Source organism: Plectonema cf. radiosum LEGE 06105, assembly GCF_015207665.1.
Taxonomy (GTDB): Bacteria; Cyanobacteriota; Cyanobacteriia; order Cyanobacteriales; family Nostocaceae; genus Rivularia; species Rivularia radiosa_A.
Map to the genome: position 1 here is coordinate 1 of NZ_JADEWL010000240.1, position 5,476 is coordinate 5,476.

The 5,476-nt window shown below is 39.3% G+C and carries 6 protein-coding genes; 1 reads left to right on the forward strand and 5 read right to left on the reverse strand.

Annotation, left to right across the window (positions count from 1 at the left end; translation table 11 throughout):
* Positions 1-261 precede the first annotated feature (261 nt).
* On the forward strand, positions 262-1,668 hold the full coding sequence (locus tag IQ247_RS31155; RefSeq protein WP_193925989.1) for a glycosyltransferase family 2 protein: 1,407 nt from the start codon (positions 262-264) through the stop codon (positions 1,666-1,668).
* Positions 1,669-1,782: 114 nt separating this feature from the next.
* Here the strand turns inward: IQ247_RS31155 and gatC are convergent, their stop codons facing one another.
* The 5 genes from gatC to IQ247_RS31180 form a co-directional block, all read right to left on the reverse strand.
* On the reverse strand, positions 1,783-2,073 hold the full coding sequence (gene gatC / locus IQ247_RS31160) for an Asp-tRNA(Asn)/Glu-tRNA(Gln) amidotransferase subunit GatC (RefSeq protein ID WP_193925990.1): 291 nt from the start codon (positions 2,071-2,073) through the stop codon (positions 1,783-1,785).
* Between the two features lie 249 nt (positions 2,074-2,322).
* A complete protein-coding gene (locus tag IQ247_RS31165; protein ID WP_193925991.1) occupies positions 2,323-2,844 on the reverse strand; it encodes a photosystem I assembly protein Ycf3 in 522 nt (173 codons plus the stop codon).
* A gap of 133 nt (positions 2,845-2,977) precedes the next feature.
* On the reverse strand, positions 2,978-3,661 hold the full coding sequence (locus tag IQ247_RS31170) for an SOS response-associated peptidase (RefSeq protein WP_193925992.1): 684 nt from the start codon (positions 3,659-3,661) through the stop codon (positions 2,978-2,980).
* Positions 3,662-3,678: 17 nt separating this feature from the next.
* Entirely contained in the window at positions 3,679-4,545 is an 867-nt protein-coding gene (locus IQ247_RS31175) for an SMP-30/gluconolactonase/LRE family protein (protein ID WP_193925993.1), read from the reverse strand.
* A gap of 137 nt (positions 4,546-4,682) precedes the next feature.
* A complete protein-coding gene (locus IQ247_RS31180; protein ID WP_193925995.1) occupies positions 4,683-5,348 on the reverse strand; it encodes an SDR family oxidoreductase in 666 nt (221 codons plus the stop codon).
* Between the last annotated feature and the right edge of the window lie 128 nt (positions 5,349-5,476).

Genomic DNA, 5,476 nt, shown 5'->3' on the forward strand with positions numbered 1-5,476 from the left:
GGGGAGGGGTTAAAAAGTAAAAAGTAAAAAGTAAAAAGATAATCCCCATAAATAAATTAAGGGGATTTGATAAGGACGTATTGTTTGAAGGCACTACGTGTCTCGAAACAAATGTTTTTACTTCGTTCCATAAATAAATAATGGTGCTTCAAACCATTTTTATTTTTTTTTACTTTTGCCTTGTTCGGTGATATCGTATTATCTAAAACTAGCTTCATGGCATTGTTGTAGACAAATACTTGTGATTGAATTAAGTAAATTATGCCAGCGAATTCCTGGCCCGAAAAAGATTCTTATAACGAACTTGACCCGCTTAACTCGATGTTTGCTGAAATGTCGGCAAATATGGATTTAGAAGAACAGCGATCGCAAAAATTGTTTGTTCCTTCCCGGTTTCAAGGTCGTAGGCGCAAAGCTGCTCTAGTTTTGACAATGGTCTGGAGCGGTACAATTGCTTTGCACTTAGTTTCTTGGGGTTTTTTAATTGTCTTAGGGTTGACTACTGTTGTCGGGCTGCACGCTTTAGTAATTGTATTTGCCAAACCTCGCTCTGTAGATGAGGAAACAAAAGGAGATTTACCTTTTGTCTCTTTATTAGTTGCAGCGAAAAATGAAGAATTAGTTATTAGCAATTTAGTAAATAATCTTTGCAATTTGGAATACCCCCGCTCTGGGTATGAAGTTTGGATAGTTGACGATAACAGTAGCGACAACACACCAGAATTGCTGTATGAACTAGCTTTGAAATATGAAAATTTAAAGGTATTGCGGCGAGAAGCTGGAGCTAGTGGTGGTAAATCAGGAGCCTTAAACCAGGTATTACCACTGACAAAAGGTGAAGTTATTGCTGTATTTGATGCTGATGCTCAAGTTTCGTCGGATGTGTTGCTCAGAACCATACCTTTGTTTGGGCAAGATAATGTCGGAGCAGTGCAGTTACGAAAAGAAATTGCCAACGCTTCGACAAATTTTTGGACAAAAGGTCAAATGGCAGAAATGGCTGTTGATACTTTTTTCCAAGAACGACGCAGTTTGGGGAGCGGTATTGGCGAATTACGCGGTAACGGTCAATTTGTGCGGCGTACAGCTTTGTACAGTTGCGGCGGATGGAATGAAGAAACTATCACCGACGACTTAGATTTGACACTCCGTTTGCATTTAGATAAGTGGGATATTGAATGCGTATTTTATCCGGTAGTCAAAGAAGAAGGTGTTACCAATGCAGTCTCTCTTTGGCATCAGCGTAATCGTTGGGCTGAAGGTGGATATCAGCGTTATCTAGACTACTGGGACTTGATTGTTCGCAATCGCATGGGTACGTGGAAAACCTTTGAACTACTAGTCAATTTTGTGCTGATTCAGTACATTATCCCAACCGCAATCATCCCCGACTTCTTAATGGCGATCGCTCGTCACCGTCCTCCGATTTTAAGTCCATTAACCGGAATGACGGTAACAGTGTCATTTTTCGGTATGTTTGCCGGTCTCAAACGGATACATAAAAATAAAGGGTTGAAAACTTACACTTACATTTTGCCATTGCAAAGTCTACGCGGCATTTTATATATGTTCCACTGGATAGTAGTCATCAGCACGACTACCATTCGGATGTCAATACGTCCTAAGCGTTTAAAATGGGTGAAAACCTTGCGTCAAGGAAGTAAGTGAGGACAAGGAGATGGAGGGATGGGGGGATGGGGCATAACTGCTGATTATTTACCAATTACCAATTACCCATTACCAATTACCCATTACCAATTACCCATTACCAATTACTGTAATTTATTCTTGATTCATAATTTTGGGAACTTTGAAATATTCTCCTTCTTGTTCTGGTGCGCTTTGGAGGATGGCTTCTCTATCTGGGTAGGGCTGTAATTTGTCTTCGCGGGTGACATTGCTAACATCGATCGCTCTAGTTGTGGGTGCCACGTTGGTCACGTCTAGTTCGCTCAATTGCTCGAAATAATCGAGAATATCGCCTAATTGTGTGGTGAATTTTTCTTCTTCTACTGCTGTTAATTCTAAACGGGCAAGATGAGCTACTTTACGTACTTGTTCGCGGTCAATCATTTTTTTGTGTAATATTTGTGTAATATTTTAACAATTAAAAATTAAGTAGTTAGTCACCAATAATATACCAACAACCAACAACCAACAACCAACTATTAACTACTAACAACCAACAACCAACAACCAACAACTAACAACCAACAACCAACTATTAACTACTAACAACCAACAACTAACAACCAACAACCAACAACTAACAACTAACAACCAACAACCAACAACCAACAACCAACAACTAACTACTAACTACTAAAAATATACGTCCATTTGCGATCGCCCTGTGGTTTTGAGCCAGTTTTGCGCTTCAATGTAGTTATTGGGAGCCATACGAATTGCTCGAATCCAGTAGTCTGCGGCTTGGTCGAATAGGGCTTCACCTGCATCTGTATCGCCACCTTCTTTGGCTTTTTCACCTTTGTAGTGGTAAATTACGGCGATGTTATTTAAGGCTTGGGGCAGACGAGGATTAAGTTCTATTGCTTCATGATATAACTCTAATGCTTTGTCATGGTCGCCGTTACTGGCATAAATTAACCCCATGTTGTAGAGAATATAGCTTTTGTCGAATACGTTTTCTTCGAGTGTCAAAGCTTCTTCGTAGTTGTCTAAAGCTTCGGCATATTCTCCGTCTGCTTGGGCTGACATCCCATCTCGATAGTAAACAAAGGCTTCTTTAGCTTTTTGATTGGTTGGCAGAAGTTTTAATATGAGGTCTGCCATTACTGTAAAAGATTTGTCGATAAAGTTATCGTTTTTCTGAGTTCTTGGCATATCTAATAATTATGATGATTCACTTTGAACAACTACTACAGTAAAGACCTACAATAATCAAAAAACTGATCGCAGTTAACTGTTAAAAATTCACTTAATAGCTAATTTAACCGATCAAGAAAGCGATTGAGTGTTAATTTTCTTCTCTTTCTGGTACGATGCAGTCCGGACTTTGATGCTGCGGATTATTAACTTTTGTGCTGACTGCATAAGCACTCATTTGCTCGGCTGGGTAAGGTTGCAATAGTTCCTGTAATAGTTCGGTTTGCTGTAGCTGCGGATCTAACCACTTTTCGTAATCTTGCTGTGGGAGAATCACTGGCATCCGATGATGAATTGGCTGTAATAATTCGTTGGCATCTGTGGTAATTATTGTACAAGAGGTAATGTTTTCTACGTCGGGATGCCATTGTTCCCACAAGCCTGCAAAAGCAAAGGGCTGTTTATCTTGTCGCTGAAAGTAGTATGGCTGTTTTTTCTTTTCTAAACGTTGCCATTCGTAAAAACCATCGGCAATTACTAAACAGCGTCTGCGTTTAAATGCCGAACGAAAAGAAGGTTTTTCTGCTAATGTTTCGGCTCTGGCATTAATTAATTTTGCTGCTATTTTAGTATCTTTTGCCCAGCTGGGAATCAATCCCCAATGTTGCGATCGCAATTCACGTTGTTTGGTTTCTCCGTTATATAAAACAGTCATCACCATTTGTGTTGGGGCAATGTTATAATTTGCTTCCCATTGGCAATTACTATTATCCGAAATTTGAAAAATTTCCCTTAAACTTTCCGCTTCTGCTGTCAAAGTAAATCTTCCACACATAATTTTGTTTGACTCCTTTAGGAAGAAATAAATATTCTAGATGTATATTCTGGCACTCCCTTGACGTCAACCTGAAGATGGAAAATTGCTCCTGCTCCAGCACCTTCTTGGGAACGGTCGTTTCCTCCTGCTGTTGAAACATAGAGGTCGCTATAATCGGAACCACCGAAAGTCATGGAGGTTACTTTCAAAGCCGGAAAAGGTATACGTAAAACCTCAGTACCATCGGCAGCGTAACGATACAAACTTGAACCATCCCAACGAGCTGACCAAATGTAGCCTTCAGCATCAACCGTCATTCCATCGGGAACTCCTTGATCTTGGGGAGTAATTATATGATTTTGTTGATTGGTAATATTCCCGGTTTCTTGATCGTAATCAAAACGGTAGATGGTGTGGGTGTCGGAGTCGGTAAAATAAAAATATTTTAAATCTGGAGAAAAACCCATGCCGTTGGGAACTAAAAGTTCCTCTAAAATTACATGAATCGAACCGTCGGTATCTATACGATAGAGTCTTCCTTTATCTTCCTCTGTTGCCATTGTACCGGAAAAAACTCGCCCCATCGGGTCTGCGATCGCGTCGTTAAAACGAGTATGTTTTTCTGCGGGAATTTCCTCAACTATGGTAGTAATTTTACCTTCTTCCCAACGTTCAATGGTTCCTCTAGTCTTAAATAAAAGTAAAGAACCATCAACTTGTAGAGTTAAACCACCAACGGGTTCTCCATAATAAATTTCTGAATAAATATCTGTCTTTGGGTAGTAGCGGAAAAGCTTTCCTTCGGGAATATCTGTCCAATAAAGACATTGCTGCTGGGGATGCCAAAGGGGACATTCGGCATTGTGGTGTTGGGAATCTACAAGAATTTTAGGTTCTATCATGAGATGGTAGAAGATATTTTAAACGCAAAGGTAGGCATCCGTTTAGCGCGGAGGTACGCAGAGGAGAAGAATGTTTATCTTAAGTTCATAGAGTAGCATTTTACAATCCAAAATCTAATCCAAAATCTCCAATCTGCTCACCAAGGTAATATTTCACCGTTAGAATGCCAGAAGGTTCCGGTATTTTGCAAGTTTAATTGCTCGATACGAGTCAATAGTCCTTTTACTGATTGTGTGGTGGTAATTCCGGAATCGGTAAAGCCAGTCATGCGGGTTTTAACTAACCCTGGATGCAGAATTGCTACTGCAATACCTTTAGATTTTAAGTCATGGGATAAGGATTTACCCGCCATTGACAAAGCCACTTTGGACATCCGATAACCGTAGGAACCACCAGAACTATTGTCGTCAATAGAACCCATACGACTTGTCATCATCACGACTTTTGCACCAGATTTTAAGTTATTTAATAAAGCCTGAGTTAATCGTAATGGACCGATTGCATTGACTTCAAATTGTCTACGAATGCTATCAAAATCTAAGTTTTCAAGGCTAACTTGCTCGATAATACCGGCATTGTTAATTAAAACATCAATTTGTTTACCGTCAAGTCTTTTAACTAATTGAGCAATTGAATCTTCAGTTGTAATATCAATATTTGTTTCTATTTGTACCCCTAAATCTTTTAATTCATCTGACACTGAACGACATACAGCAATCACATTATCTCCTCTTTCTTTGAGTTGGCGACAATATTCTAAGCCGATACCTCGATTTGCACCCGTTACTAGATAAGTTGACATATTGATGTTAATGTATGTTGATGTTTTTACTTTGTACAGCTTTATATTATCAAATGTTAAATATTTTTTTCATCCTTAGTGGCAAGCGCTGACATCTCTTTGCGCTTCAGTTTAATATTATATAAGTA